Below are 26,738 nucleotides of genomic sequence, written 5' to 3' on the forward strand. Positions count from 1 at the left end.
CCCTCATGGAACGCGCAGCCACCACCGGCTTTGCCGCCGCGAACAGCCTCCTGCACGGCTGGGGCCTGCGAGGACACGCCCTGTGGTCGGTTCCGCCCCACGGCCGCAACACCCTGCTACGAGCCTTCGCCGCAGGTTCGAATCATCCATGAGCGCGGCGAGGTCGTGGAGACCCAGGCCGATGTTCAAGCGTCGGCAGCAGTGGCCCTCCTACGCTGGTCGGAGCTGACCATGGGAGTGGCGCCCGGGCAGCGGCGCGACGTGCGTCGGACCGAGGGGAGAGTGCTGAAAGCCCCTTCGGCGAGCGCCCGGTGGTCCTGAAGCCGCGGCACCCGGGCAGCGGCGCCACGCCAGAACCGCAGCACCGCTCCGTGCGACGCCATGACTGCTGCACGGGGCGCCGAGTCGAAGAGGAGAAGCGATGGCTTCCGGCGAGATGAAAATGGTGCGCCTTCTGACCTCGGCACTGGCCGCAGCAGGCGTGTTCACCCTGATGGGGCCGTCCGGCACTGCCTTCGCCGGCAACGTCGACCGCCAGAGCGGTAGTGACTTGCCACGGTGAGCGTGAACCGGTGGTATGACGCGCCGTTGTAGTCGTACATCTTGATGTCGTTGTTGCCGGTGAAGACCCGGTCGACCCATCCGTCGATCTTGTAAACGCCGGCGTTGGCACAGCAGTTCACATCGCCGAAGCGGCTACCGTGCGACCAGATCTTCAGAACTCTCGTACCCGAACAGGCCGCTGCACATCTGGAAGGTTGAGATTCTGTAGCATGCGCGTCACTTGAGGGCGCGACGCAAGGACACCGGTCGCAGTCGTCAGGGGCGATCGGAGGAAGCTCCGTACGCAGGTCAAGCCCCTTAGGGCGTCCGCCAGTAGGTGGTGACAGCAGGGCAGGCACGGCTCTCCCGATCATGAAGTCCTCTGCGCTTCATGATCACCGGGGGATCCGCGCCTGCCGTCCCCTCATGCGTTCTCGACCCGATCCGCGACCCGCATCCGAGAGCTGACCTGCCGGCAGGGGCCTCGGAAGGCCCCTACGCGACGCCCCCGTGATAGTTGGTGTTTCACCGCAGGGAGGCCCACACCGCGACACCGAGGCAGATGGCTCCGAACCGGACGGGGACTGCTCCTGGGTTCACGCTTGCTGCTGGGCGCGAACGGTTTCACGGTCCGGGCTGGTCACCGTGATCGCCGACGGTGTGGTGCGGGGCCAGGTCCAGGCGTACCGCAGGATGAGGGCGAGAACGATCACTTCCAGTGCGACGCCAAGGCCGTAGAAGTACGTCCAGGACTCGCCCACCGCGTTGAACGCCGCGAAGGGGACCTGTACCGAGGCCACGATGAGGTTCGTGATGCGGTTCGCCCGGGCGGGCAGCGTCATCGACAGCACGACCATGAGGATCGGGATCGCCATGACCGCGAGGAAGGTGGTCAACAACGTCTGGCTGACGTCGAACTCCCAGACGACGCCGGCCTCGATGTCATCGATGACGCCGGGCTTGAAGAAGGCGAGAATGTCCACGTAGACGTACAGGAACACGAAGCTTGTCCACGCTGCGGCGAGCTTGGCCCTCACCGGGATCCGCGGGTCTTCCAGTGCGGTGGTGGCGGGTTGACGAGTTCTCATCGCAGGCTCCGTTGTCGTGGTGAGGATCGGTAGGTCCACGATCGCTGAGCCCGGCGGCGGGCACATCGGTGTCGAGGCCGGACCCGCCTCGGCTGTTGGGAGGAGCGGCGTCTCGTTCTTTCGGTCGGTCCCCGACGCCTCGGCGGTCCCTACACTGGGTGTGTGACCACCAACACCCTGAGCTCACTGTGGGCCGAGCCCCGCGCCACGGACGCTCCCGAACGGGTGTCGCGCGACTGGGTGCTGGTCGGGGTGCTGATGGTGACGGCGCTGCTCGAGGGAGTCCTCCGGGACGACGTCGCCTGGCGGCCGTTCGCGACGATCGTGGCGGTCGGACTTGCACCGGTGCTGCTGTGGCGGCGCACCCACCCGTTGGCCTGTGTCGTGCTGGCCTTCGGCACCGTGATGGCGTTGGGACTGGCGAGCCTGCTGGGCGGGGCCCCGAGCGTGGGCCTCGACACGATGATCTACATCCTGGTGCTCGTCTACGCGCTGGTCCGCTGGGGCTCGGGGCGCGAGATCGTGATCGGCCTGGCGGTGGTGGCGGTCGCCGCGGGAATCGGCACGGTCGCCGACTACACCGGGCCGGCCGACGTCATCGGCGGGTTCGCCATCCTGGCGGCGGCAGCGGACGGAGCGGCGTTCCGCTACCGCGCCGAGAGCTGGCGCCGGGCGTTGGACCAGAGCCGCAGCGAGGAGCGGGTCGGCCTCGCGCGCGAGCTGCACGACATGGTCGCCCACCACGTCTCGGCGATCGCTGTGCAGGCGCAGGCGGGCCGGGCGATGGCCGGGCAGCGACCTGAAGCGGCGCTCGAGGCACTGGCGGTCATCGAAGGGGAAGCGTCGCGGACGCTCGCGGAGATGCGGGCGATGGTCCGGGTGCTGCGCGACGGAGCCCCGGCGGAGTACGCCCCCCAGCCCGGCGTTGCCGACCTGGTGTCCCTCGCCCGACGCGCCCCGGTCCCGGTCGTCGACGTAGAGTTGCCAGACGACCTGGACGAACTTCCGCCCCAGGTCGACGCGGCGGTCTACCGGCTGGCGCAAGAGTCGCTGACCAACGCCCTGCGGCACGCCCGCAACGCCTCGCGTGTGGAGATCCGGGTCGTCGGGGGCGCGGGAAGGCTGCGACTACGCGTGACCGACGACGGACAGATCGACCCGGCACGGTCGGTGAAGCACGGCTTCGGGCTGCTGGGGATGACCGAGCGCGTGCAGCTGCTCGGCGGCACGCTGCGTGCCGGGCCGGCGCCCGAGGGCGGGTGGACGGTAGACGCCGAACTGCCGACGAAGGTCCGCCGATGACGGTGCGCGTACTGGTGGCCGACGACCAGGATCTCGTGCGCACCGGCCTGTCGATGATCCTTGACGCGCAGCCCGACATCGAGGTCGTCGGCCAGGCCGCCGACGGCCACACCGCCGTCGAGCTGGCGCATCGGCTCCGCCCCGACGTGTGCCTGGTCGACATCCAGATGCCCGGGCTCAACGGCATCGAGGTGACCAGGCTCCTCGCAGGGCGGGGCGTCCCGGACCCGATCGCGGTAGTGGTGATCACGACATTCGACCTCGACGAGTACGTCCAGGGCGCGCTCCGGGCCGGCGCCCGAGGCTTTCTGCTCAAGGACGCCGGGCCGGCGCTGCTCGTCCAGGCCGTCCATGCCGCCGCTGCCGGCGATGCCCTGATCGCGCCGAACATCACCCGGCGGCTGCTGGCCACCCTCGCCGCCGGGGAACCGTCGAGCCGACGGTCCCAACCGATCGAGCCGCTCACCGAACGCGAGGAGGAGGTGCTGACGCTGGTCGCCCGTGGCCGCACGAACGCCGAGATCGCCGCCGAGCTATTCATCGGCTTGACGACCGCCAAGACCCACGTCGCCAGCCTGCTGACCAAAATCGGCGCCCGGAACAGGGTCGAGATCGCGATGTGGGCGTACGACACCGGCCGGGTGGGGGACTGAACCGCACCGCCATCAGAGCTACTGGGTTACGGGGAGGACCTCGCTGGGCGCGTTCCAGAAGCCCAGCGCGCCGTCACCGACGGCGAGGACGGGGGCGCGCATGCCCCGGCGGGCGCAGTCCCGCAGCAGGCAGGCCCAGGAAGCGATCAGTTCCTTGGTGCCGTCGGCCCGCGCGCCCCTCAGCACCAGGACGGACGCCTTGGTCTGGACGAGGCGGATGCGCAGGTGGATGCCGTCGGCCCACACGTAGACGTAGTCGGCGGTGGACAGGTCGCGCTCGCTGAAGGCGACGTGGTCGGCCTGCCACAGCTGCGTGAGCCGGGTGACGGTGGCCGGGGACAGGCCGGCGGGGAACTGCTCCGGGGAACTGCTCCAGTGCGGGCACGAAGCCACCCGAGGACAGGCCGTGCAGGTAGAGCGGCGGCAGCACCTCGCTGATCTTCGATGACTTGCGGCACCAGGGCGGCAGGATCGCCGAGGAGAACCGCCTGCGCCCCCAGTGACTTCGTCGACGCGGCGGTCGTTGACGCGTGGGGCCCTGACCTCGACCGCGCCGGCGGATGTGGTGACCTTCCGCGGCTGGTGGTGCCCGTTGCGGACCACCGTGCGGCGCCCCTGCTCGTCCCGCTGACCGGCCGACTCGGCTGTGTGGGCGTTGACCTCGGCCTCCAGCGCGGCGGCCGGCATCCGCCGCGCGCCTTCCCGGACGATCTCGTCGATCAGGAAGCCGTTTGGCGTGGTGCCGTCGGCGTTGACCACCGTGAGCACGGGCATGCCTTCCCGGCCGACGGTGCAACGTCGGCCTACTCGACGACCATCAATCGATCACTCGGGAAGGTACGCCTCCCGAGCCCGATCCACCGGTCTTGAGCATTGCTCGGCATCCAGGCACCTCCCGGACAGGCACTGAGCATGGGCATCATTCCGTTTCCGTCAATGAATCCATGCTGAAGCAGCCATTGCGGCAGCACTATGACCCTTTGCAGGATGGGATGCATAGAAAGCACGGCCGACGAGGCCTTCGCGACAGTGATTACTGCGCCCGTCGGGAACACGGCCGTCACCCACTCCCCCGAATCATGGAGTCCGCCTCCGCAGCCAATGAGATGCTGCGCGTGACCGCCCAGCAATCAGAGGAGGCTCAATGGTCAGGAAATCCGTGATCCCCTATGACAGGACCATAAAGTTGGCAATTTCGCCCCATCTGCGAGTCGGCCCGGAGCACTTGACGCAAAACGCCCCGTCCGACGCCGGCGGCGGACTCTGAAGCGACTCCCGAGCTGACACACGGTCACATCGGCGCCGTCACAACGAACAGCTCCGCCGGGCACCTGCCGCCAGTAAGGTTCGAACTGTTCGTCAGCAAAGCGAAAGCCGAGGCCCATCAGAAGGCCAAGGCCGTGGCGAAGAACGCCACAATTTCATGGATTAGCGCAGCACCCAAGATCCTGTTACGAGATCCGAGGAGAGCAAGGATTCATGACCGCGACCGACAAGCTCGAACACGCAGTGGAGTTCGCTATTCACATCACCGCCCCGAAGATTCCGGAGGATGGATGTGACATCTTTCGGCGCGAATGGGTGGAGCAGGAATTTGAAATCAGCACTCGCGCCGTCACGGTGCTCGGCGCGGTCATCGCCGATGTACTCCGGACGTCACCCCCGGGGACCTTACGCGGTGTGCCCTTTTGCGAGGAGAACCGGGTGATGATGCATGTGGTGCGGCGCAACGCCTGGTGGTTGGTCCAGCGCGGCGTCAGCCGGTTGAACATCTCAGCGGGGACGTTCCTGGTGCACCGCGGCGGCGCTCCCATCCACGAGGCCGTGCGCGACACCGCAGCAAGCGTGCTCGTCCTGCCGGCCTCGCCGGTCGGTCGGCTCAGGGGCCATCGGCTGATCACCGGGTCGGCCGACACCCCGGAGATGCGGATGCCCCTCACCCACGTCCGGATGACCGACGAGACGCTCACCGATCTGGCTCCGTCCGGGTCGCATGCCGGTCGCGGCACGCTGATCGAGTTGGGCGGCGGAGTGGTGACCGGGCAACCCGACGACTCCAAGCCGCGGCTGACGTCCCTCCTGGTGCGCGCGGTGAAGGACATCATCGATCGCCGATTGACCGATCCCGACCTCTCCCCGGCGGCGCTGGCCCGTGCTCTCAACATCTCCGTACGCACCCTGCATCGGGCATTCGCGACCGCTGCAGCGGACCGTTCGGGCATCAGGGGCGGGACCGCTGTCGGTAGGGCGGAGACGGTCGCCGGGTATATCCGCGGGCGCCGGCTCGAACAGGCACGGTCCGCCCTGAGCGCCCGGGTCGGGCGGCCCAGCGTGGCAGAGGTCGCCGCTCGCTGGCAGTTCGCTGGCAGTAGCCACTTCATCCGGGCCTTCAAGCGACGGTACGGTCAGACTCCGGCCGCATACGCTCGCGACCGTGACCGCGCTGGGCATCCCGGGGAGTGACTGAGCCTCTTCAGAAGGGCCCCGATCGGGTGACGGCCGGGCAGGTCGAGCTTTGTGGACCGGGAAGGCAGTGGTCTCCGCGATCGTCGCGTTCGCCCAGGGCCTCGCTGCACAGCTCGCGCCGAAGGCATCCGCGTCAACGCCGACGCCCCCGGACCGGTGTGGACGCCTCAGGACGTCTTTCATCACCGGTGAGATCGTCAACGCCACCGGCGGAACACCTCTGCCCTGAATCCCCATCCTGCGGGAGTTAATGGGCGTTCACCCCTGGCTCCGGGGTTTCATGTTCCGCGCTAGGTCGGGTTGGTATCTCAGGGCACCGACGGGTCATGAGGTCGATCGTCGCGACGTGGATCACGGCCTCGGAGCGGGAGCCTGCTCCGCGTGCTCCCGAGGACGCGATGCCGGACACTCCTGTATAGAGGCCGGCGTATTTCGCGCGGGCCATAGCGAGGTGTTCGGCGTGCTTGAGGTCCCGCTCTGGCTGTGGGGGGCGTTCGCCGCGACGGTGGTCGTGTCGCTGGCGGTGGACCTGCTGTCCCACCGCACCGAACACGTCATCCACTTCAAGGAGGCAGCCGCCTGGAGCTGCTTCTGGGTAGGCCTCGCCCTGATCTTCGGCGTGGTCGTCTTCCTCGTCCTCGGCACCACCGCCGGCACCGAGTACACGACGGCCTGGCTGCTGGAGAAGAGCCTGTCGGTCGACAACCTGTTCGTCTTCGCCGTGATCTTCGCGTACTTCAAAGTGCCCCGCGCCTACCAACACCGCGTGCTGTTCTTCGGCGTCATCGGCGCACTCGTCTTCCGCGGGATCTTCCTCGCCCTCGGCGTCGCCGTGGTCAGCCGTTTCACCGCGGTGCTGTTCGTCTTCGCGGCGGTGCTCTTCTACAGCGCCTACAAACTCCTCAAGGACGAGGAGGAGAGTTTCGACCCGGGCGACAGCTTCGCCGTCCGGATGCTCCGCAAGATCATCCCGGTCCGGGACGAGTACGCCGGGGCGAAGTTCTTCGTCAGGGAAGCCGGCAAGAGAGTGGCGACTCCGCTGCTCGCGGTGGTCGTCGCCATCGAGGCCGCGGACCTCATCTTCGCTGTCGACAGTGTTCCGGCCGTCCTCGCGGTCAGCGACGACGCCTTCATCGTCTACACCAGCAACGCGTTCGCCATCCTCGGCCTGAGGGCCCTCTACTTCATGCTCGCCGGCCTCCTGGACCGCTTCCACTACCTGAGCAAGGGCCTGGCGGTCATCCTCGCCTTCATCGGCGTCAAGCTCGTCCTTCAGGCGTCCCACAAGATGATCAGCTCCGACATCCCGGAAATCCCCTCACCGCTCAGTCTGGCAGTCATCGCCGTCGTCCTGGCAGGTTCCGTGGTGCTCAGTCTCAGAAGGCCCGCCCCGACAGGAGCTGTGGAGCAGACCGACGAACAGCGAGCCGCCGTCGCGGCCACCGAGCAGCCCGGCCCACCACCTGCGGTGGACGACCCTGAGCCCCCGACCGGTTCACCGGACCGGGACCCCTGACCCCGCCCGCGCCCCCGGCAAGGAGGCAGGGCACTTCCCCCTATCCCCATACGGGCATATCGTAAAGAAATGGTCAAAGGAAAGAGTGAGTCCGAAGCATACGTATGTCCGGCCTGCAAGAAATCCGTGCCGGTCGCAATCCACCGCCGCGTGACCTGCGGCGTATTCGTTCCCGTGTGGGGCCCGGGTGCATGTCACAACCGCGACTGCCCCGACTTCCGGTTGAACCCCAGACGCAAGCACTCCCCGACCCGGTAGCGAAATCGACAGCGCGGCGACGGCCGGCCCGGCCCGGTGGAGGTTGCCCCCGCGTCACCTCAGGCAGACGCCGAGGAGCATGCCACGGTCGTGCTGCTCGGCGCGGGCGAGGACGTTCGACCGGTGGATGTCACGCGCCTGGTGCTCGATCGCAGCGTCCGGCCGGTCGCGCAGTGCGCGTGGGTTCAGGGCCTCGACCTCGACGGTATTGTGCGGGTCCGGCTCTTCGCGAAGGCACTCGTCCAGGAGCCGCTTGAGGTTGCCGTCGTCGGTGCCGGCCTCGTGCGACGCGGGCCGCCCGCTGCCACGTGTCCGTGCGGCCCTGCCAGGACGATCGCCGCGCCGTTTGGAGGACCGAAAAGACCGACGACGGGGTCCTCATCTTCGACATGGACGGGCAGCCGCTGAGCGATGACGGCGATCTCCTGGCCGGGCAGACCGAAACCTCGACGAACATCCCATGGCGCTTCGAACCCGCAACCGCCACCCCCGAGGAGCCCACCGAGGAGTAGGACGAGGGGGCTTGATGGTGGCGGCGGCGAGCATCCCGGCGTGAGCGGCCGACCGCATCCCCATCCGGGGCCCGGGAACACCGGGCTGCCGGGTGCGGATACGGCCGGCCGGGAGATGGTCCTGGTGCGGCTAGAGCAGACGGGACAGGGTGCCCTCCACGATGGTCCCCGCCGTACCGGTGTTGACGAAGTCGCCGTACCTGTAGTGGGCCCGGAACACCTTTGACGAGCCGGTCCTGCACTCGGGGCTGTCGAGACGCAGGCTGCTGTTCCCGTACCCATTGTTGTAGCTCCACGTGAATGAACCCGGTGTGAACGTGGTGTTCGTGGACACCTTGAGGCCCGGGGTGGCCTGGGTCACGGTAGTACCGGTCACGACGACCGTGGCCAGCCCGTTCTGCACGGACCCGCCGTACATTCCCATGCTCGTCAGTTTCGCGTCGCCGGTGAAGGCGCTGACGAGGCCGACGGCTTCCCAGTCCGAGATTGTGCCGCCGCAGGTGGCAGCCGCTGCCGGGCCGGCCGTAACCAGACCCAGGCCGGCTGTCGCGACGGCCAAGGCAACCGCGGAAACACGCGCACGAAGGTTCACTGATCCTCCATCTTCATCTTTTGAATTGGGCGTCCTATGGTGGCCCGTCAGGTTTAAGGCTGAGTCAGGGCCTCAAGAGACGGTGCGGAAAATGTAGAACACCCCGGCGGGTGTCGTGTGAAAGTCGCCCTCATCTGGCTTGATAGGTCCGGCCGCAAGCACAATCCCGTCAAACGCACGGCGCTGGATCCGACGGGTGGGACGGCGTCGATTAGCGGCATGGGTCGGGTGGCGCCGTTGCCGCTTCCGCCGGTGAGGTTCACGGCGCGCCCGTCGGTGCCGGGGTGGTGTTTCGATCCGGTCCGGCCGCGACCGACCGGGCTCCCTAACCCCGAGCACTCGATCACCTCGATCGCCGAGCTCCTCGGCGTCAGCCCCGGCACCCTCGACAACCACATCCCCGACCTGCAAGAACTACGCGCCAGCCGCATCCCGGCCCAGCTCGGCGGGGGCGCGCGGTGATCCCCGGCCTGCACCGGATCAAGGGCGGCGCGGACCAGGGCCGGGCGGTGGTCGGGCATCAGCTCGGGCCAGGGCCGGCCGTGCAGGCCGGGGTCGCTGATGATCTCCATGAACGGCCCCTTCCCCCGGTCCGGATCGGACCACTCCACCGCCGGGCGAACAACATCTTCGGCCAGCCGCATGGTGCTGCGGGCGCGAATCGCCTGACAGGCGGCTCGGGACCGTGGGAGAGTCGGAGGTGACCCCGGATCAGTTTCCTGCTGGTCAGGGCCTCCGTGGTCCGAACCGCCGCGAGAACGATCAGTGCCCGATCGGGGGCCGGGGCTCGGCCTGGCCGGCCCGGCGGGACTGCCGTCGGGTGGTGCGCCTGCTCATGAGGGTGATCGCCGCCCAGGTGATCAGCGACTCGGAGTGCTGGATGAGGCGTTCGTAGTCGCGGGCGTGACGGCGGGCGTTCACGATCCAGGCGATCGATCCCTCCACCACCCGACGCCGCTTGATCACCACGAAGCCCTTCGCGCCCCTCGGCCGGCCGACCGTGCTCAGGGTCAGGTTCAAGTACTTCTTCGCCCAGCCGCCGAGCTTGGGGGCCGCGTAACCGGAGTCGGCCCAGACGATCGTGATCTCCGGGCGCATCAGGCGGAGCCGGAACAGCACCTCCTTCGCGGCGTCACGGTCGGTCATGTCGGCCGGGGTGACCATGACGAACAGCGGCAGGCCGTGGGTGTCGACCACCAGGTGGCGCTTGCGGCCGTTGATCTTCTTCGCGCCGTCGTAGCCGCGCGAGTCGCGGCCGACAGTGTCGGCGGCCTTCACCGACTGCGTCGACCTGCCGGCCGGTCCGCCGCTTGGCCGCCTCCGCCGTCCACCGGGCCTTGCCCTCCGGCGGGGTGGGGACCGCCGCGAACCGCTCGGCCTCGTCCGGTATCGACGCCAGGATCCGGTGGACCGTGAACGACACCCCGTCCGCCCGGCGCTCCTTCGGCCACTTCGAGGACGTCCAGCGGGAGTCCTTGATCGCGGAGTAGTTCAGGCCGATGTCCTCGGCCAGGCGGAACAGCGAGTCCTTGACCGTGAACAGCTCCTCCGCCGGCGCCGACCCGCCCGGCTCGCGCATCGGCTCCATCTCCAGCGCGTAGTCGCCGATCGTGAACTGCGCGCGGCTGGCCTCCTCGACCAGCTTCCGCAGCACGGCCCCCTCGTCCGTCATCCGCCAGTCGCGGCCCGGCCGGCCGAGACCCGAGTCCGAGCCTCGGCCGGCCTGTCACATCACTGGCTCACACGATCCTTCGGAGGGAGTGCCATGAATTCGGTGGACACCCTGATCAAGGGGGACGCTGATGACCTCGCTGACGGATCACCAGATTGGGTCGGCTCCTGACGGAACTGTTTCGCCGGAGGCGGGATCGGCCGATGCCTTGGAATAGCAGGGCCGGGCGATCAGCGCCAGGCTCACGTGGTCACCGGGCCTTTGCAACGCCCCTGCTATTCCAGGGCCTCGGCGTCCTCGGCCTCCTCGTCGACCACGGCGGCAGGCGAATATCCGGAGATGTCCAAATACCACATGAAGCGACCGTTGCTCATGTCGGGGGACGGTGTCCGGGTGACCTTCTGTTCCTTGTCATTGGGGTCGGCCTTGAGATAGCTGTTCTGCCAGTGAGACTTGAGGTAGACCAGGTCACCGGTTCGCAGGACGCGCCTCCCCTTGTGGGTGAAGGAGGTGGCAACGCCCGTCGGTCCCACCTCCACCTTGGGATACGTGTAGCCCGGATGATGGGACTTCGCGACGAACGCGTCGGCCACCACAAGCGAGCCACCGCCCTGGGGGACGGTGATGTTCTTGCCTGCGCCCATGTTCAGGCCACCGTTGGCGTTGAGGCCGCCGTGGAGGTTCACCGTGGCCTGCGCCGCGGTGTCGAAGCGGCCCGTCTTGAGCCAGAGATACCCGGTCGCCCCGGGGTCGAGAGTGACATTGCCGCCGGCGGTGACGTCACCGGTAGCAGCGAGGGTACCGTTGACCGTGACACTGCCGTTGAGGCCGAGCACGCCGGCCCCGCGTCCGTTGATCTGGCTGGCCGCGATGCTGATCGTACTGATGGCGCCGCTGTATGTTCCATCGCCGGTGACCGAGAGAACGCCGTCGGCGAAAGTGACTTTCACCTTCTTGGCGATATTCACGGCACTTGGCATGTTCTCGATAGTGAGCGCAGCGTTTTCGGGCGACTTGATGGCCTTCGCGATGATGGCATTGCTGAATTCGGTGCTGCTGTTCGAGACGGTCAAGGCTCCGCCTGCGATGGTCAGGGGCCTCTCATTGGGCGCTGTGGCGCTGTAGGGACCACGGATTTCCCCGACGCGGAGGACCTTGCCGGCCGCCTGGGTGACATGCCCGTTGAACACGCTGTCGCTGGCGGCAGTCACCGTGGTCACGGCGATGTCGGGGTCGTTGACCTTGATGTAGGTGGTGAGATAGCGAACTTCGTTCCCCATCTGCGCTTCGAGGGTGAAGCTCGAGTCGTCGACCAGCTCCACCGGGGAGGTCCAGCTGCCGCCGCCGGCCGTGGACGATCCCTGGGTGCCGTCCGGCTTGCGGTAGTACATGGTGTACGTCGCGTGGGGGGTGCCTTCCCAGTGGAGGGTGACCTTGGTGTTGCGGCCGATGGCCACGGCGGCCGGGCGGAAGCTGTGCAGGTAGAACGAGTCGTCGCGCTTGCTGACCTCGCCCCGGCCGGTGCGGTCCTCGAATCGGCCGGTTGCCCCTGCGGCCGAGGTGGACTCCTCCCAGACGATCGCGACCGGGCCGACGCCGCCGTTGACCTCGATGCCCCACAACTCCAGCTCGACGCTCCAGGTTCCGTCGAACGCGGCGGGCTCGCCCGGCGGCGGTGAGCAGGTGAAGACGACCTGGTTGGGGTCACGGGTGTCGCGCTCGACGGTCCACTGCCGTTTGCCCTCCGGCACGGTCAACTCGTGCCGGATCAGGGATGGTTCGCTGGTCAGGGCGGAAGCCTGGCGGCCGGTCGGGATGCGGACCTTGAACCACTTGCAGTGCACGGGCCAGTTACCGCCGGACTTCACCTTGCCGTAGGTGAAGGTCAGTTTGGCGTACTCCGGTTTCGCGAAGGTCGAGACATTCAGCGTGCCGGGCTCCGGAACCATGGCGGGCGGGAGCAGCATGGGGAGGTCAGCGGTGGTCACGGCTGTGGAACTCCTCTGTGCAGGGGGTCAGTTGGGCAGGGGTGTGCCGGTGAAGGCGGCGGTGCCGGCGCGGCGCTGCGGGCTGCTGTCGCCGAGCGCGGTGTTCTCGGTGATGCGGCACCGGGTGCCGAGCGGGGTGCTGATGTCGAGGGTGAGGGTGAGGGTCCAGGTTCCGTCGAAACGGGCGGGTTCGGCGGGGACCAGAGTGAGGGTGGTGACGGCCGGGTCGGTGGTGGTGGTTTCGACCAGCCACTGCCGGCCGTGGCCGGTGCCGCGTTCGAGTTCCAGTCGGGTGCGCAGGATGACGGGTTCTCCGGACGGCACGGATGCGTGCTCGGCGAGCGGGAGGCCGACGGAGATCCGCGCGCACCGCACCGGCCAGGCACTGCGGCCGCCCGGGTCGTCGCCGATGGTGAGGCGGACGCGGTCGAGGGCCACCTCTCCGGGCTGTGTGGCCGTCGCCGGGGTGTGCTCCAGGCGGTACGGGAGGAGGAGGGCCGGGTTGGGGCTGGTCACGACGCGGTTCCTTCCGGGGCCTGGGCAGGGGCGGGGGCCGGGGTGGAGCGGGTCCGTCCCGGGGCCGGCGGCTGGAGTTGGAGGTAGCCGGAGCGGGCGACGGGAAGGGGTGCGTCGGGGTGGGAGAGCTGGTCGGCGTTGTCAATGAGGTGCTCGTCCCAGTCGGGCAGCGGCAGGCCGGTCGCGGTGCCGTCCACGGGGATCGGTTCGGCCCAGGTCCAGTCGCCGTGCCAGGCTGCGGGGCGGGGCATGACGAGGGATTTGTCCGGCGGTTCGGCTTGCACGCCGAACTCGCGGACGGCGCAGGGTTCGGCGGCGGAGCTGGTGTGTCGCAGCCGCAGGAAGCGGGCGGTGAGCGGTGGTTCGGGAGTGTGGTGGATCTCGGTCACCCGGGTGTAGCCGCGCAGGACGGTCCACTGCTCGCCGTCGGTGGAGGCTTCCAGGTCGGTGGCTGTGGGGGTGCCGCTGCCGTCCGGGCGGCCGAGGAGGATGTCGACGGCTTCCACTCGCCGTTCGGTGTGCAGGTCGAGCCGGACCCAGTCACCTGCCGCCGGCGGTTCGCCGCTCTCGTGGGAGGTGGTCGGGTCGCCGTCCGTCATCGCCGAGACGGGGTGGCCGGGCCGGGCCTTGAGGGAGGCGGCCGCCACCGGGGGGCCGAACCGGTCGGGTGCGAGCAGGGGGTTGAGGCGGAAGGAGGCGCGGATGCGGGCCAGGGCCCGGTGGGTGGTGTCCGCGTCCACGGTGACGTCGGCGACGGGGAGGATGTCGGTGGTGGCGTGGACGGCGGTGTGCGGGCAGGCGAGCAGGGTGAGGTGGTGGGTGGCGGGGCGGTCGGCGGGCCGGGCGGGAAGGGTGAGGTGGGCGCCGGTGTCGATGGCCGTCACGTAGCCGTTCGACGGGCCGTTCGGGTCGACGGCGTGGAAGCGGTGGTAGCGGGTGCGCTGGTCGTGGTCGTCGGCGGCGAAGTAGCCGATGAGGCCGTCGGACAGCCGGTCGGGGTCGCCGAGGCGCACGGTCCAGCGGTAGTCGGGGTAGTTCCGGTGGTCGGGATAGTCACTCGGGTCGGGGTAGTCCTCGTCCGGCGGGACGAGCGCGCGCTTCCAGCTGGGGTCGGTCAGCGGCTCGCCCATCAGGTCCAGGTTGAGGCGGGTGCGGATGAGGGCGATGGGGCGGCCGATCAGCCGTGCCGGGGAGCGGTCCTCGTCGGGTGAGGGTTCGAGGATGTGGTCGAGCGCGGTGTCGATCGTCTTGGCCAGCGCCTCGAAGGCTTCCGGCTCGTGGCCGAGCAGGCCGCGGGCGAAGGCTGCGACATGCGGGTAGGCGGCGGCGAAGTCGTCGTCCTCCGGGTGGCGGTAGGGGGCGTGCGGGAGCGTGTTCCAGGCGGTCGTGCGGGTGTTCCGGACGTCGCGGACCACGCGCAGTTCGCCGAGGGGTTCTCCGTCGGGGCCGTAGACCAGCAGTGTCCGGTCGAGATGATTGACCAGCAGCCAGCCGGCCACGGGTGCGTCGGCGCCCGGGAGTTGTGTGGTGTCAACGGTTTCGGCCGCCTCGGCGGGTGGCTGGTCGGCGCGCAGTGGCACGGCGTCCAGGCGTACCCGGGCCGGTTGGACGAGCCGGGGCGGTAGCTGTACGAAGCGCTGCGGGCCGGGCGGGTTCGGGAACAGGTCGTGGTCCGGTACGACGCTGTCCGCGCGGATCAGCGGGAACTGGACGGGTTGGGTGTCGACCGGCTGCACCAGCGAGCACACGCGTCCGAAGCGGTCGATGACGACCAGCTCGATGAAGTGGAACTGGCCGGCCCGCACGGGCTGGAAGCGTTGCGTGCCGTGGCCTTCCGCGCCGTCGGGGACGTGGTTGGTCTCGCCCGCCAGGGCCAGGATCGAGTGGTCGGTAACGGCCTGGGCTGCGCCGTCCTGCTGGATGAGCCAATCGTGGAAGCCGTCGAGGGTCTGGGAGAGCACGTCAATGCCCTCCAGTTCCTCGCGCATGGCGCGCAGTTGACGGGCGAGCTGCGGCGGGGCGTGCTCGGCGAGCCTGCGCGCCTGCTCGCGCAGCACGAAGCGGGTGGAGGGGGTGACGAAGGCACGCCCACCGAACGCGTTCCACCGCCGTCCGCCGTCACCGTCGCCAGAGGCCGCACCCCTGCCCGTCCAGCGGTAGCGGTAGCGGTCGGGTTCGGGATCGCCGTCCTCACCGAGGCCGTATTCCCAGTTGGGGGCGGCGTCCTGGCTCTGGTACGGGGTGGCGCAGTGTTTGATCTCCCACTGGAGGTAGAGCGGGAGCCAGGGCTGGCGCCATACCTGGCTGTACTCGGGCCACGGACCTTGGGAGTTGGCGGCCGGGTCGGCGACGACGGCGTGCAGCGCGGTGTCGGCGCCGCCGGCGGCCGGGGTGCGCACGGCCTGGTCGAGCAGGGCGAACTCGGCGACCACCGCCTCGATGATGCCCGGGACTTCGGGCGTGTTGGCGGGCAGCTGCGGGTTGGCCGGGACGCCGACCCAGCCATTGTTGATCTTCACCCGGGTGAGCAGCGCGGAGGGCAGGCGGCAAGGCAGCGGGTCGTCCTCGTCGCGGCCGAGCGGCTGCGAGGTGCCCGAGCCGGTCAGGGCGAGGACGGGGTCGGCGGGGCGGTGGTAGCTCTGCCGGGGCGTGCGCTTCAGCTCCAGCTCGTCGGCCAGCTCCAGCTTGTTGTCCGCGGGGTAGCGGTCGATCGCGGCCTGGACCTCTTCGGGGGTGAGACCGTGCGGGACCTTCCCGCTCAGCCGTTCGACCTCCGCTTCGAGTTCTGTCACCCGCGTGCCGGCCTCGTGGATCCGCTGGTCCCAGGCTTGCTCGTCGAAGGTGTAGTCGAGGGGGCGGCGGTTTTCGGGGAGGCGGCGCAGCCACCACAGCGTCCACAGCCGCCATTGTGCGGAGGCGAGCCGGTGCTTGGCCTGGTCGTGGTCGTCCTGGTCGCGGTTGAGGGCGGTGATCCAGTCCGGCCGGTCGGGTGGTGGGGCCTGGGTGTCGGCCTGGTCGCTCGGCCGGTTGACGACCCGCCAGGTGGCACCGCCGTCGTGGCCGCTGAACCAGGACCGGCGGGTGATCTCGTCGAGGGAGACCTGCCAGTCGGGGCCGTCGAGCTCGTCGGGGTTGCCGTGGAACAGGGCGCGGACCTGGTCGGCAAGGTCGGTGCCGCCGGTCTGGTGGTCGGCGAGGGCGGCGACGGCGTCGGCGGTGCTGTGGCCGATCGCGACCTTGACGTCCTGGGTCTCGGGGCGGTCGGAGGCGTGGTGTCCGCCGTCGCGGTTCCACGGGATACCGAGGGCGGTGCCGACGTACCGGGTCCGGGTGATCGTGTTCGGCATGTCGTCGGGGGCGGCCCAGCCCAGGGCCCGCAGCACGTCGGCCGGACTGTCGGGGTCGGCGTCGGGGGGCAGCAGGCCCTCGATGTCGCGCGCGGTGGTGAGGATGTCGGCGTCGTCCCGGCTGTACCAGCCGATCACGCAGTAGCTGACGGTGCACGGCGGCGGGTAGTTGTCGTTGGCCTTGAGGTCGGCGAGGGTGTCGTGGAAGAGGAAGACGTTCTCGTGGTAGGGGGCGAAGGCGGCGAAGGCGGGAAGTCCGCTGCCGATCGCGGTGAGAAACAGCTGCGGGCGGGCGGGCGGCTCGCGCCAGGGACCGTCACTCAGCTTGTGGGCGCGGCCGATGTAGTCGTGGCGCGGCGCTTCCTTGGGGGAGGCCGGGTCGACGAACGGGGTGAAGGCCGACTCTTCGGGCCCGCCGTCGGCCTTCTCCAGGTAGTCGCTGTGGATCAGGAACCCGGCGGCCTTCAGCTCGCCGCGCACCTGGGCGTAGCGCACCACGAGCCAGCGGTTGGGCACCCACGGGAAGGTGCTGACGCCGGTGGCGGGGTCGATCGCTCCGGTGGTCAGGGCTTCGGGCAGCTGCCACTGCACGTGGATGCCCTCGCCGGGGTTCCCCTCGGAGTGCTGGATGGGCGGCTCGGCGTTGCTGCGGTGGTCCTTGGAGAACGTCCACGGGTACTTGGGGGTCCAGCGTCGGAAGTCGTCGTACGCGGCCACGTCGCGGGTGGCCAGCATCGCGTGGACCTCGACGGGGACGATCAGGTCGGTGTCGGTCATCGGGCGCTCTCCTGGCCGGGCGTCGCGTCGAGGGTCAGGCGTTGTTCGACGGGGGCGTTGACGAGTTGCAGGGCGAATTCGCCGGGTGCGAGGTCGTCGAGGGCCGGGTCGAGGTCGGCGGCGAGCGCGGGGACGAGGCCCCGGTCGCCGCGCAGGGCGAGAACGTCCGGCGCACCGCCCCCGTCGGGCAGCCGCAGGTGGCGGGTGAGCAGGCCACCCGCGGCGGGGTAGTCGCGGCGCAGCGGGTGGCCGAGGTCGGGCCCGGGCCGGTGCTCACGCAGGTTGATGACGCTGTTGTCGCCTGCGGCGTCGTTGCTGTCGATGCCGAAGTGGATGCCTTGGCCGGGCTCGCGGATGACGATCTCGTCGGGCAGGGCGTCCAGGAGCAGCAGCAGCGTGTCGGGGGCGAGGTGGTCGCGGCGCAGTTCGGCGACGTTCGCTCCGCCGGTGGTGGTGAGGATGTCGAACACCGGCCAGGCCTCGACGAGTTCGGAGCGGATCAGCAGCCCGGCCCGGCCGGTTTCCGCTGTGCGGACGCGGGTGCGGCGGCGGTCGACGGCGGCGGTGAGCGCCGTGTCGACGAGTGCGTCCAGCGAGGTGTGGACGCCGACGTCGCGGGCTCCGGCGAGCAGTGCCTCGATCCAGTTCTCGTCGATGCGGAACAGCCGGATCGACTCCGGGGGGAGCATCGCGGGGTTGGGCACCAGGTAGTTGAACGGCACCCGGCGGAGCAGCGTCAGTTCGTCCAGCCAGGCCGGCAGGGTCCGGGTGTGTCGTTCGGCGGTGGCCTGTAGGGCCGCGGCCTTGGGTCCGGTCGCGAGTACGGCGCGGGCGCTCTGCCGGGTGACGCGGGTACGGCGGGCCGATGCCGGGGCCCGGTCGTGCGGGGCGAGGGGGCGGGTGAACGCGTCGAGGAGACCCGACGCGAAACCGGGAGCGGCCAACTCCCGTAGAGTCCGCCCGTCCAGGTCGGCGGGGTCGGCGGCGGCGAGCGCCGGGCCGGCGGCGGCCAGGGCCATCATCGTCGCCGCGGTGTTGGCCAGTTCGCGCCGCGCGCGGGTGATCTCCTCGCTGTAGTCGGGGTCACTCAGCGCCAGGGTGCGGCCGAGTGTCCAGGCGGCGGCGTAGGAGACGTCGAACAGTCCGTGCTCCGGCTCGTAGATCAGGGCGTGGTCGGCCGTGCTCTTCGGGGTGTCGCGGGCGAAGTCACGGGTCTCGGCGGCGATCACGGGGACGAACGGGCCGCGGTACCAGCCGTAGGTGGTCTCCCCCGACAGCAGCCGGTACGACAGTGGGGTGTAGCCCAGGTGCAGGCGGCGCTCGGCATACCGCTCGGCGTCCGGCGTGGACCGGGCCGCGGTGTCCGTGCTGGGGCGCAGGCGAAGTGCCAGGTTCTCCCGCCCCCCTTCCTCGCGGGCCGGTGCGACGAGGTCGCTCAGCAGGGCTGCGGCGTCGCGGGTGCCGGCCGGGTCACTGGTGAACGTCCAGGAGTGCAGCACGCACAGCCGCACGGACCTTACGCTCGCGCCCAGTTGGCCGGGGTCGAGCTTGCCGTTGAAGCCTTCCAGGGAGACCAGGTGCGCGGTGTAGGTGCCGGGCTGTCGGGGGAGGCGGTTGGCCGCCAGGACGGCGTACTGGCCCTCGGTCAGGATCTCGCCGTCGTCGCGCCGTTGCGGTCGGGTGGAGACGTCGCGGACGTGGGCGAGGTAGTTCAGTTCCTCCTCACGCGGCACCAGCGCGGTGAACAGCCCGGCCGGGACGTCGATGCTCTGGCAGCGGCTTGCCTCGATGGCCGGGGTGATGCCTTCGTTGCTGAGGTCGGGCCCGAGGATGCCGTCGCCGGGGCGGCGCAGTTCGGCGACGGTGCGGGTGGTGGTCCGGCCCAAACCCTCCGGGTCGTCGGGCAGTTCACCCGCACAGAACACCATCAGCGCCAGCCACGGGGCCTGTTCGGGCACCGCGCGGGCTTTCAGCAGCCGCTCCCAGGGCAGGATGGAGCGGTCCAGGGTGATGTGCGGCAGGGTGCGGCCGAAGTCGCCGGCGGCGCCCTCGGCCGGGTAGTGGGCGTGCACGGACGAGGGGTCGAGGACGAACCGGACCGCGCGGATCTCGAACTGCTGTGTGGTGGCGGGGATGGCCGGGTTCACGTCGACCCGGTTGCCGTCCTTGGTCAGGTGGTGCTCCGCCGTGAGCGTGTAGACGCCGGCGGCGGCAAGCGGGCGACGGTAGTCGTGGAAGGCGACGCGGAGGTCTTCGGTACCGCTCAACGTCGGTTCACCTCTCGGCTGTGGTGGTCATGGGCGCGTTGGTGAACGTGGTCTTCGCGAGGTCCGCGTAGCGGGTCAGCGGCTCGTCGGTGCCGGGGGCGAGGCCGAGGCCGGCCAGGGCGGCGTGCACCGAGGCGCGGCGGGCGGCGGTGGTCCGCGCGGCGATGCCGCGGTCGGGGTCGACGATGGCGCCGATGCTGCCCTCGCCCTCGTCGTCCGGGACGGACGGCGGCCCCTCCGGCGCCGAGCCCAGCAACGGGATCGGCGCATCCGGCAGCCCGTCGGCCTCCAGTGCCTCCGCGTCCACCCAGCCGACCGCGGGAGCCAGTTCGGGCTTGGGGATCTCGAAGGTGATGCCGGCCAGGCAGCCGCTGAGGAGCCCGTCACCGTCCAGCACGTCGCCGGGCTTTCCCAGCGGCGCACCCCACATCGCCTTGGGCATGTCCTGCCGGTGGACGGCCACGCCCCATCCGGTGGGGGTGTAGACGCTGTCGAACCGCTTCAGGGTGACGTGGTGATCGGAGACCACGCCCTGTCCCTTCGGCCCCATCGGCCGGATGTCGATGGTGTCGTCCTCGGTCCCGGCGAACGGCCGGCCGTTGAGGAGGATGCGGCCGGCGGGGACGGCGGCCTCGGTGCGCACGGCGAATCCGTCCATGGAGACCAGCAGGGGCTCCCCCGCTGCGGACCGGATCGCGGTCTCCTCGGGGTCGACGTCGACCAGCAGCCCGCGCAGCGGGGTGATCGACAGCGGGGCGGGCAGCTGGACGCTGAACTCCCCCCACTCGATGGGCGGTACGCCGTCCCGGCCGGTGCCGAACTCGACGGTGAAGCTGATGAACCAGACCTTGATCCTGGCCCGGCCGCCGATCGGCGGCCCCCACAGGTCCAGCGACACCCCGACTTCCAGGGAGACCCGGACCCGGATGAACAGCACCTTGACGGTGGCCGCAACCCCGATGCTCAGGCCCATCGACAGGTCGAAGTAGAACGGCTTCCACTGCACCAGCGCGTCCAGCCAGGCAGTGAACCACGCCTGGAGCTGGATGCCGTGTCCCTTGTCGTAGTTCGCGGACAGCTCGCCGCCGGCCATGAACGCGCCGTCGGTGAGCGCCGCGTACACCTGGCCGCGGATCGCCACCGGGCCGATCGCCCACCGCCACCCCACGCGCGGCGGGTCGGGGTAGTACGCGGGCCGCCTGAAACGGGGGTGGTAGCCGCCCAGGGTGAACACGAAGCCCTTGCCGCCCCCGACGGCGGTGCGGTCCTGGCCCCAGACGTAGAAGGACAGGCCACCGGTCAGCTCGGCCGCCGGGTCGATGACGTACGAGCCGGGCGCGATGACCGCGTCCATCGAGAACAGGCCCTGGTCGTGGTGGTAGCCGATGGCCAGGTCGATGACGAGCCGGGCGATCGGCTTCCTGGCGGCCTTGTTGCGCGGCAGGTCGACGGTGGTGCGGCCGATCAGCAGAACCTTCCAGGACTGGCCGCCCTCGACCAGCAGCAGCGCGCGGGAGCGGATGAATTCGAACGAGCTGAACTCGATCCCGCCCGCGCCCCAGTACTGGCCCTCGCGCGGGGTGATCCAGCCGCCGGGGCCGGCGAGCTTCTCCAGCACCTTCTCCGGGGTGTCGCCGCTGCCGCTGCCGTCCAGCCGGTTCACCAGCGGGAACTCGCCGACCTGGTCGATCCGGGGTGTGCGGACCGTGCTGTTGACACCGAAGCCGAGCGAGAGGGCGATCACCCGGAACGGGGGCGGGCCGAACAGCCCGCGCTCGCCGCCGGAGATCTCGCCGAAGAGGAACATCGACGACCAGCCGTCCACGGCCTTGGCGTACGACCCGGCGGCGTTCAGGGCGAAGAACCCGGTCTCCACCGAGGCGAGCCCGACGAACTGCTCCTTGAGCCCCGGGGCGACCTCCGAGCCGGTACGGCGCTCGACCATGCCGCTGATCCTCAGTGGCGGCCTGTCCAGCTGTACGCCCGCCCCGCGCAATCGGGGCGAGACGCTCAACTCCCCGTCGATTCCGAGCCCGAGACCCATCAGGACCAACCGGACCGGGCCCACCGACAGGACCGCGTCCAGCGCGACGAAGATCTGCCCGCCCGCGAGGCCGACGCCGATCCGCGAGATTCGCAGCGCCCCGAAGGTCAGGCCGAGGTCACGTGACGACGTGTCGTCCGAAGCAGCGTGCACGGTGACCGGGCCCCGGGAGGCGGCCACGAGTGTGCCGCCCGACCCTGTGGTGATCGGCAGGAGCAGCGGCTCCTGCGGCACCCCGCCGATACCCAGCTCGATCTGGACGGCGAGGCCGGGCCCGGCCGTCGTACCGGCGGCGAAGCGCGGCAGCCGGCGCCCCGCCACGGAGTCGATCCGGTTCAGCGCGTCGTTGACCGCGACGGCCTGGGCCGCGGTCCACCCGGTCGGCGTCGAGGTGAAGGCGACACCGTCGATGACGAGGTCCGCACCGGGCGGAATCGCCTCGCCGACCAACGGCAGATCCGAGACGCGCGCCCCGAGCCGGGCCCGCACCGCGGCCGCGTCGACCCGGGGGGCACCGGCGCCGGTACCGGGACGGCTGACGTAGACCCATCCGGTGCGCTCGGTCGAAGCTGTCAGCAGCACCTGACCCGTCACGGAGTCGTACCGCACCGACAGCGCGGTGAGCACCGGCCGCAACACCTCGGGCAGCTCGGGCAGCTCGACGCCGAGCGCGGCCACCAGGTCGGTCAGCGCGATGCCTTCGTCCGCGTTCCACACCGCGGTGATCGTCGACCCGGTGGCATCCTCGCGATAGTCGACGCCGAAGTCCAGCGCGCGCAAGCCACCGTGCCCGTCCGGGACCTGCACCGTGAGCGTCCCCGAGACTGTCCTGTCGTAGCCGCCCGATGCCCTGTGCGACAGACGGACGGCCAGGGCGAGCACGGCGTCGGCGTCGCCGAGCGGGAATTCACAGGAGCAGACCAGGTCGAACTCCCGGCCGCCGCTGTCGAACGACACCCTGGTCTCGCGGACGGTCAGGTCGGCGAGCAGTGCGGGCGGTGCCACGCCGAACAGGTCGAACAGGTCGGCGGGGACCACGTCCCTGGCGATGCCGGTGAACTGCCACCCGCCGTTGTCGTAGCCGGCCTCGACGCTCAGCACGGACCGGCCCAGAGCGGCCTCCGCGAACAGCCGGGCGGCCGGGCGGCCGGTTCCGGTGCTCCGGACGGACAGGGTGATACCGGTGAGGGCGAAGACGTCCCCGATGCTCCAGGGGCCCGCGAGGTCCAACTCGGCGCTGTAGTCCTTGGACCTCGCGTTGACCCACGCGCTGAAGGCCTCGACCTCCCCGAGGGGGACCTCGACACCGGGCAGGAACACGGCGAGGGCGTCGGTGAGCGGGAGCGGCCGGAGCAGCTCGGCCGTGAGACCGAGTTCCGGCACGGAGACCGACACCCCCACGAAGGCCTCGCCGATGCGCAGGACGCCGCCGAGCCGGGCACGCACGCTCGCCCCGGCGGTGCGCGGGGACCCGACGCCGAACTCGACGTCGATCTCCTCGATCTCGAACACACCGGGGATCAGCGGCCAGCGGGCGGGGATGTTCACCCGCGCCGAGGCGGCCAGCACGGGGTCCAGCCCTGCGGCCGCGCGATGGACGTCGGGGGTGAAGACGACGCTCAGACCGGCGAGTTCGACCGTGGCCGGGAGCGGGAGGCCGGGCAGGGCGGGCAACGTGAAGCGCTCGGAGGATGCTCCCGGCACGAGTTGGCCGAGGTCGCCCAGGGCGGAGAAGGTCACTCCGGAGAATTCGCCGTTCAGGGTGTACGTGCTGGCGGCCGGCCCCTCCTGGACCAGGGTCCGAAGCCTCAGCGCCACTCCCCCGGCGGCGAACGGCAGATCGCCGCCCACGGTCGCGACCGTGGACACCACGTCGCCGGCGCCGGGTTCGGCCGACAGCACCAGCAGCAGCCGTTCGAACCCGTACTCGCGCAGGAAGCCGGCTTCGAGCCGCAGGTACGGCAGGTCGACCTTCCACTCGCCCGGGTCCGGGGCGGTGGTCAGGGTGACGTCGAGGGTCAGGCCGGTCACGACCGGGGGTGACGCCGTCGCGTTCGCCGAGAAGGTGACCGTCACCGCGGCTCCCGGAGAAAGACCGGGGACCGCGACCGCTCCGGAGAGCGTGAGGTGTTCCGGGTCGGCGGCGGTCACCCCGGTCACGGAGAGGGGGCCGCCCAGGTGGGTGCCGAAGAGCTCCTCCGTCCCCGGCACGGCCAGTTCCTCCGCCGTCAGCCGGAACTCGCCTCCGACCACGGGGAACCTGCGCCGGAGTTCCTCTGTTGTCAGCGCCATGATGTGTCCCCTCGCTGGTCCGTCAGTAGTCGATCAGGACGTTGCCGGCGGCATCGAGCGTCAGGTGCCAGGTACCGCAGATGAAGCGCTCGTCGTCCGGCGTCGTGTCCGTCCAGAGCGGGTTCACCATCAACTGCGAGGTGAAGATCGACTGGTCGGTGAAGTCAGGGACGAACGACTTGTACGCGGGGCGGTCGTCGAAGTAGGTGTACTCGTGGGAGTCGGCCGGCTGGACGGCACCGGACCACAGCTTGACCTGTTCCAGGTGGCTGATCTTGGGGATGCCCGAGCCGTTGAACGCCTTGGTGCCCGAACTGACCGTGAGTCGCTGCGGTTTGAGCAGCCTGACCCACTTCTCGCGGGAGGAGGTGTCGCTGCCGTGATGCCCCATCTTGAGCGTGATGTTGGCCGAGGGGAGCTGGGGCGCCCAGGCGCCGAGAATGAACTCCTCGGTGAGTACCGTCGCGTCCCCCATGAGCATCATGACCGCCTTCTTGTAGACCAGCGCCAGCACCGCGCTGTCCGGGTTCGGGTCATAGCGGCCCAGCTCCTTCTGCAGCCGCACCTTCTCGTGCGGATCCGTCGACGCGGCCAGGACCTGCTGCCACTTGGCGTGCCGCGTCGCGTAGGAGCCGGAGGCATTGGCGGCCACGACGTAGAGCCCGTCGTCGCCGCCGAGTGGAACGACCGGCCGCCCGTACTGCCACGGGGTGCTCGCACCACCACCGGCCGCAGGACCGCTGAAGGCCAGGGAGTTGGCCAGCGGCTTCGCCCCCTTGGCCTTCAACCAGGCGTAGGTCGCATCGGCCTTGACCGCACCGAAGGAGTCCCGACCGTTCTTGTAGTCCTCCAGCACCCCGGTGAAGTAGCTGTCCTTGACCGTGAACCCGTCGAGCGCCCGCACCAGGAGGTTGTAGTGGTCCTCGTCGGCGTGTGTGATGAACAGGTAGTCGATCGTCTTCTTCGGCACGTACGTGGTGAGGAGGTGCTTGACGTTGGTGAGCGCGTCCACGACCCGCTCCGGCGGTCCGGGAATCAGGCACTTCGCACCCTTGGTGGAGCCGCAGTCGATCAGCACCACCTCGCCGGTGCCGTGTGGCGGGTCCGGGAAGACGATCAAGGTACAGTCCCCCTGGCCGACGCCGACGAAGATCACCCTCGCGTGGGGAACGGGCGGAACAGGAATTGCCATCGCAGACTCCAGGTCTCGGGCGTGCAGGGCAGGGCAGTACCGCCTACCGGTCGAGTGGCGGGTCTCATTCGCCCGCCGCATCCGCGACGACCTCAGCGTCGGCCGAGCCGTCCGCTCACCCTTCGACAGCCCGGCCGGCCGGCGCCAGCCCGTCCCGCCGAACCCAGGCCCCCTGGAGCACCAGCTCCTTGCCGGACCCCAACAGCGCGCACAGCCAAGGAAGTTCGAACAGATCTGGGCCCAGCACGAAGGGTCCTCCGAGCCGGAAGGCCGACGAACGGATCCGCAACGGACACGGACATGAGACACACTCCCTCGCTACCGACACGAGTGACGCTGCTGGAAGCACCCGGCCGACGGAGCAGACCGGGCCAGGACTCACCACACCGGGCACCGAGCAGCAGGCATCGACCCGTCGCCATCGGGACCGCCCGCCTGACAGGAACCGATCACATCACAGCCAGTGATCAAATGGTTCCTCAATGCGATATTTCGCCACCCGTGTGGCCAAATTCGGCATGGCCCGCCCCAGGGCCGACGGCGCCGCAGCCCGACCCGGAGCACCGAACCGGGGCAGCGAGCGTCCAGAGCCGACCGCCTGGCGACCGCAGCAGAACCGCACACGGAACCCGCCGGACTCACCGGTGACGAACTGCTTGATACGGTGCTGGTCCACGTCGTGGCCGACGACGCGGTGGCCCACCTCGGCGGCGCGCCCCGCGAGCGGCCGCCCGACGCAGCCCCGACCGGCGACGACAACGTCCATGACGACTCCGATTCGAGTGAGGAGCACTGCCGTGCCCCTGGTTTCCGTGGTGATGCCGGTCCACAACTCGGCGGCCACCCTCGGCGCGTCGGTGCGCTCGGTGCTCGCCCAGAGCCACGCCGACGTGGAACTGCTGGTCACCGACGATGCCTCCGGCGACGGCTCCATGGACCTGCTGCGGGACCTGGCCCGCGAGGACGAACGGGTGCTCCCCGAGGCGGCGCCCGAGCAGGGCGGCGCCGCCCGTGCCCGCAACCTCGCCATGGCGCGGGCACGCGGGGAGTTCGTGGCCTTCCTCGACAGCGACGACATGTGGCTGCCCCGGAAGCTTGAGCGGCAGATCGAGTTCGCCGCCGCCGGTGACGCGCCGTTGACGTTCACCTCGTACTTCAAGGTCGACGGCGACTACGAGGGCGAGGCCCGGGACTTCGTTCCGAACGGCCGGGTCATCAAGGCGCGTGAGCGCGTGACGTACCGGGACATGCTGGTGCAGGACCACATCGGGGCCCTGACCGCCATGTACTCCCGCACCGTGCTCGGCACGAGGCTGATGCCGGACATGCCCAAGCGGCAGGACTACGCGCTGTGGCTGGACATCATGCGGGACGGACACCACGCCCGGGGCCTGCAGGAGCCGCTGGCGGTATACCGGGCCGGGCGGGCGGGGTCGCTGTCCTCCAACAAGCTCGACCTCGTCGAGCACAACTGGCGGCTGTACCGGGAGCACGAAGGGCTGGGACTGGTCCGGTCGACCCGGGCTCTGGCCGGCGCGGCATGGCACTCGGTGCGGAAGTCCCACATCTAGTCCCAATGCCGTGTAGATAGAGCCGTGGGTGGCCGCGTCAAGTCGCCTGAAATGGGACGGAGCTCCTGCTAGAACCGTGTCGACCAAGATCACTGTTCGGTAGGAGCTCCGTTGGGTGCCCAGTCTGTCATCTCTCGTGAGG

General features: G+C 69.9%; 18 protein-coding genes and 5 pseudogenes. 9 read left to right on the forward strand and 14 right to left on the reverse strand.

Going from position 1 to position 26,738, the window contains the following annotated elements; translation table 11 throughout:
* Positions 1–421 precede the first annotated feature (421 nt).
* The gene (locus PUR56_RS16535; protein ID WP_329883887.1) at positions 422–562 is read left to right on the forward strand and encodes a hypothetical protein; all 141 of its coding nucleotides are present in this window, start codon (positions 422–424) and stop codon (positions 560–562) included.
* 40 nt (positions 563–602) lie between these two features.
* Here the strand turns inward: PUR56_RS16535 and PUR56_RS43490 are convergent.
* A pseudogene (locus tag PUR56_RS43490) lies at positions 603–917 on the reverse strand (beta/gamma crystallin domain-containing protein); the annotation flags it as partial.
* Positions 918–1,139: 222 nt separating this feature from the next.
* Positions 1,140–1,631 (reverse strand): DUF6326 family protein, encoded by a 492-nt coding sequence (locus PUR56_RS16540; RefSeq protein ID WP_329949494.1) that lies wholly within the window; start codon positions 1,629–1,631, stop codon positions 1,140–1,142.
* 162 nt (positions 1,632–1,793) lie between these two features.
* Here PUR56_RS16540 and PUR56_RS16545 point away from each other — a divergent pair, with 162 nt between their 5' ends.
* Positions 1,794–2,933, forward strand: coding sequence for a sensor histidine kinase (locus tag PUR56_RS16545; RefSeq protein WP_329883889.1), 1,140 nt, complete (start codon positions 1,794–1,796; stop codon positions 2,931–2,933).
* Positions 2,930–3,586, forward strand: coding sequence for a response regulator transcription factor (locus PUR56_RS16550; protein WP_329883890.1), 657 nt, complete (start codon positions 2,930–2,932; stop codon positions 3,584–3,586). Before PUR56_RS16545 ends, PUR56_RS16550 begins: the two co-directional genes overlap by 4 nt.
* Before the next feature lie 21 nt (positions 3,587–3,607).
* Here PUR56_RS16550 and PUR56_RS16555 read toward each other — a convergent pair.
* Positions 3,608–4,354 (reverse strand): annotated as a pseudogene (locus tag PUR56_RS16555) (transposase); the annotation flags it as partial.
* A gap of 711 nt (positions 4,355–5,065) precedes the next feature.
* Between PUR56_RS16555 and PUR56_RS16560 the strand changes: the two are divergent.
* From PUR56_RS16560 to PUR56_RS16575, 4 genes and pseudogenes are all read left to right on the forward strand, one after another.
* A complete protein-coding gene (locus tag PUR56_RS16560) occupies positions 5,066–6,049 on the forward strand; it encodes a helix-turn-helix domain-containing protein (RefSeq protein ID WP_329949495.1) in 984 nt (327 codons plus the stop codon).
* A gap of 79 nt (positions 6,050–6,128) precedes the next feature.
* Positions 6,129–6,281, forward strand: a pseudogene (locus PUR56_RS16565) (NAD(P)-dependent dehydrogenase); the annotation flags it as partial.
* Between the two features lie 231 nt (positions 6,282–6,512).
* Complete coding sequence (locus PUR56_RS16570; RefSeq protein ID WP_329883892.1) at positions 6,513–7,568, forward strand: TerC family protein; 1,056 nt, start codon at positions 6,513–6,515, stop codon at positions 7,566–7,568.
* 647 nt (positions 7,569–8,215) lie between these two features.
* Positions 8,216–8,338 (forward strand): hypothetical protein, encoded by a 123-nt coding sequence (locus PUR56_RS16575; RefSeq protein ID WP_329883893.1) that lies wholly within the window; start codon positions 8,216–8,218, stop codon positions 8,336–8,338.
* Between the two features lie 130 nt (positions 8,339–8,468).
* On the opposite strand, the gene PUR56_RS16580 is transcribed toward PUR56_RS16575, so the two are convergent.
* Positions 8,469–8,762 carry a hypothetical protein gene (locus PUR56_RS16580; RefSeq protein WP_329949496.1) on the reverse strand — a complete coding sequence of 98 codons (294 nt, stop codon included), beginning with the start codon at positions 8,760–8,762 and terminating at the stop codon, positions 8,469–8,471.
* Positions 8,763–9,182: 420 nt separating this feature from the next.
* Here PUR56_RS16580 and PUR56_RS43495 point away from each other — a divergent pair, with 420 nt between their 5' ends.
* The gene (locus PUR56_RS43495) at positions 9,183–9,392 is read left to right on the forward strand and encodes a hypothetical protein (protein WP_443034519.1); all 210 of its coding nucleotides are present in this window, start codon (positions 9,183–9,185) and stop codon (positions 9,390–9,392) included.
* Positions 9,393–9,746: 354 nt separating this feature from the next.
* Here PUR56_RS43495 and PUR56_RS16590 read toward each other — a convergent pair.
* The 10 genes and pseudogenes from PUR56_RS16590 to PUR56_RS16635 form a co-directional block, all read right to left on the reverse strand.
* Positions 9,747–10,253, reverse strand: a pseudogene (locus PUR56_RS16590) (transposase); the annotation flags it as partial.
* 19 nt (positions 10,254–10,272) lie between these two features.
* Positions 10,273–10,602 (reverse strand): annotated as a pseudogene (locus PUR56_RS16595) (DUF6192 family protein); the annotation flags it as partial.
* Positions 10,603–10,877: 275 nt separating this feature from the next.
* Positions 10,878–12,590, reverse strand: a complete 1,713-nt coding sequence (locus PUR56_RS16600; protein WP_329949497.1) for a hypothetical protein — start codon at positions 12,588–12,590, stop codon at positions 10,878–10,880.
* Positions 12,591–12,617: 27 nt separating this feature from the next.
* Positions 12,618–13,106, reverse strand: a complete 489-nt coding sequence (locus tag PUR56_RS16605; protein ID WP_329949498.1) for a hypothetical protein — start codon at positions 13,104–13,106, stop codon at positions 12,618–12,620.
* Complete coding sequence (locus tag PUR56_RS16610; RefSeq protein ID WP_329949499.1) at positions 13,103–17,230, reverse strand: discoidin domain-containing protein; 4,128 nt, start codon at positions 17,228–17,230, stop codon at positions 13,103–13,105. Before PUR56_RS16610 ends, PUR56_RS16605 begins: the two co-directional genes overlap by 4 nt.
* A complete protein-coding gene (locus PUR56_RS16615; protein WP_329949500.1) occupies positions 17,227–19,497 on the reverse strand; it encodes a hypothetical protein in 2,271 nt (756 codons plus the stop codon). The genes PUR56_RS16610 and PUR56_RS16615 overlap by 4 nt, the downstream gene beginning before the upstream one ends.
* Before the next feature lie 7 nt (positions 19,498–19,504).
* Positions 19,505–23,833 carry a DUF6603 domain-containing protein gene (locus tag PUR56_RS16620; RefSeq protein ID WP_329949501.1) on the reverse strand — a complete coding sequence of 1,443 codons (4,329 nt, stop codon included), beginning with the start codon at positions 23,831–23,833 and terminating at the stop codon, positions 19,505–19,507.
* Positions 23,834–23,855: 22 nt separating this feature from the next.
* A complete protein-coding gene (locus PUR56_RS16625; RefSeq protein ID WP_329949502.1) occupies positions 23,856–25,025 on the reverse strand; it encodes a ComEC/Rec2 family competence protein in 1,170 nt (389 codons plus the stop codon).
* 115 nt (positions 25,026–25,140) lie between these two features.
* The gene (locus PUR56_RS16630; RefSeq protein ID WP_329949503.1) at positions 25,141–25,272 is read right to left on the reverse strand and encodes a hypothetical protein; all 132 of its coding nucleotides are present in this window, start codon (positions 25,270–25,272) and stop codon (positions 25,141–25,143) included.
* Positions 25,273–25,479: 207 nt separating this feature from the next.
* Positions 25,480–25,791: a hypothetical protein gene (locus PUR56_RS16635; protein ID WP_329949504.1), complete on the reverse strand. Its 312-nt coding sequence runs from the start codon at positions 25,789–25,791 to the stop codon at positions 25,480–25,482.
* A gap of 31 nt (positions 25,792–25,822) precedes the next feature.
* On the opposite strand from PUR56_RS16635, the gene PUR56_RS16640 reads away from it, so the two are divergent.
* A complete protein-coding gene (locus PUR56_RS16640; RefSeq protein WP_329949505.1) occupies positions 25,823–26,596 on the forward strand; it encodes a glycosyltransferase family 2 protein in 774 nt (257 codons plus the stop codon).
* Positions 26,597–26,738: the final 142 nt, after the last annotated feature.

Source organism: Streptomyces sp. BE303, from assembly GCF_036290945.1.
Taxonomy (GTDB): Bacteria; Actinomycetota; Actinomycetes; order Streptomycetales; family Streptomycetaceae; genus Kitasatospora.